Source organism: Actinosynnema sp. NPDC023658 (assembly GCF_040639995.1).
Lineage (GTDB): Bacteria > Actinomycetota > Actinomycetes > Mycobacteriales > Pseudonocardiaceae > Actinosynnema.
In genome coordinates this window covers 1-2,110 of record NZ_JBFAAX010000937.1, presented here as the reverse complement: position 1 = coordinate 2,110, position 2,110 = coordinate 1, and the positions used below count along the sequence as shown (strand labels likewise).

The 2,110-nt window shown below is 73.6% G+C and carries 2 protein-coding genes; both read right to left on the bottom strand.

Features of this window, described 5'->3' with window-relative positions; genetic code table 11:
* Nucleotides 1–40: 40 nt before the first annotated feature.
* A complete protein-coding gene (locus AB0G02_RS36635) occupies nucleotides 41–601 on the bottom strand; it encodes a hypothetical protein (protein WP_360804013.1) in 561 nt (186 codons plus the stop codon).
* Complete coding sequence (locus tag AB0G02_RS36630) at nucleotides 601–1,569, bottom strand: thiamine pyrophosphate-dependent dehydrogenase E1 component subunit alpha (protein ID WP_360804010.1); 969 nt, start codon at nucleotides 1,567–1,569, stop codon at nucleotides 601–603. The genes AB0G02_RS36635 and AB0G02_RS36630 overlap by 1 nt, the downstream gene beginning before the upstream one ends.
* Nucleotides 1,570–2,110: the final 541 nt, after the last annotated feature.

Sequence of the window (2,110 nt, the reverse complement as noted above, 5' to 3'; positions counted from 1 at the left end):
GACTGGCGGGTGCTGATGCGGCGCTGTCCGGGCCGGTCGTTCACGGTGGTGGGCGACCTCGCCCAGCGCCGGTCGGAGGCTCAGGCAGCGACTCCCAGCCGGGCGCGAACAGCGCGGGCGACTCCAGCACCACCACCGGATCGGGGTGGCGCAGCGCGGCGGCGAGCAGCCCGGCGGCCGAGTTGGGCGACCCCGGCACCGCGACGACCAGCCCCGGCACCTGCGCCAGCATGGCGTGCGGCGCGTGCTCGTGCTGCGCCCCGAGGTTCTCCCCGCCCCTGGTGAGCGCGCGGATGGCCAGCGGCACCTGGAACTGGCCGTCGGTGAGGTAGCGCCACTTGGTCGCCTGGTTCACCAGCTGGTCGAACGCGCTGAACAGGAACGCGGCCCGCGCGACGTTCACCAGCACGCGCCGACCGGTCAGCGCCATGCCGGTCGCCATGCCCAGCATCGCGTTCTCCGCGATCGGCAGCTGGATCATCCGGTCGGCGCCGAACAGCTCGCGGTGGGCGGCCGGGTGGTGGGTGCACAGCACGGCGAGGTCCGGCTGCTCCTCCAACGCGCTGCGCAGTGCGGCCGAAGCCGGGTGGCGGCGGGCCATCAGAAGGGCCCGACCCAGCCGGCGACGGCCACCGACGTGGTCGCGGAAGAGGGCTCCGGTTCCGGTGTCGCCAAAGCGGCCGCGACCACCCGTGACACCTCCTCGGCCACCTCCGCGCGCACCGGTTCCGGGTCGACGCCCAGCGCGATCAGCTCGTTCGCGGCCACGTCCAGCGGGTCGCGCCGCCGCCAGTGGTCGACCTCGGCGGCCGGCCGGTACTCGGCCGGGGCGTCCGCGCCGGACTGCGCGTGGAAGTGCCGCAGGTACGTGTGCGCCACCAGGACGCGGGGACCGGCACCGGCGCGGCAGTCGGCGAGCAGCTCCGCCGCCGCGCGGGCGGTCGCGGTGACGTCGTTGCCGTCGACCTCGCGGTGCCCGATGCCCAGGCCGGCGACCAACCCCGCCGGCGGCAGCGAGCTGACCTCGTGGCTCGGCGTGTGGTCCTGCCACCCGTTGTCCTCGCACACCACCAGCAGCGGCAGCCCGAGGTGCCGTGCGGTGGTCAGCGTCTCGTAGGCGACCCCCGCCCCCAGCGCGCCGTCACCGCAGAACACGACCACCGCGCGACCGTCGCCGGCCCGCTGCTCGTTCAGGGCGACGCCCGCCGCGATCGGCAGCTGCGCCGCGACGATCGAGCTGGCGCCGAGGAACCGGTTGGCGCGGTCGGCCAGGTGCATGGACCCGCCCTTGCCGCCGCACAGGCCGCCGCGCCGGGTCAGCACCTCGCGCATGACGGCGAGCGGGTCGGAGCCGCACGCCAGCGCGTGACCGTGGCAGCGGTAGTAGCTGACCACCCACTCTTCTGGCATCCGACCGGCGAGCACCCCGGCCGCGACCGCCTCGTGCCCGGTGCACGGGTGCACGTAACCGGGCACCAGCCCGACCGCGGTCATCGCCAGGATCTCTTCCTCGAAGACCCTCGTCAGGAACATCGTCCGATACGCGGCGAGCAACTCCGCCTTCGTCATGCGGCCCCCCTGGCGGTGATCACCGATTCGCGGAGTGCGCGGTCGCTCCCGTGGGGTGGGGCCGGCTTTCGTCGAACGGGCCGGACGGCACTGCGCCAGGGGATACTAAGAGGACCGGGGGAGCCGTGACCAGGAAAGAAAGAGCCAAGAACACGAACGGACCGCACCGCTCCGCTATTCGTGGGCGGGTCTTCAGCCGAACGGTCGTCGTGCGCCCGGATATTCGGTGCAGCCGCCGGTGAAGAAAATCTCCGGCCCGCCGACACGCCGGAAATGATCACGTCGGTCGGGCAATCCTTTGTCTTTTCTTGAATCGACCGGGATTGTCCGCGGGCGCGCTCTTCGGAATTCCGAAGCGCGCCTCACGCGTCGAGCAGCGCCCTCAGCGCCCGGGCGAACTGGGCCGGCCGTTCGACGGGACCGAGGTGGCCTCCGGGCAGCTCGACCAGGGGCAGGCCGAGGCGGGTCGCGAGCGCCGCGGCGGCCCGGTACGGCAGTTGGCCGCGGGAGTCGATGCCGGCGACCGGGACCAGGCGCGGGG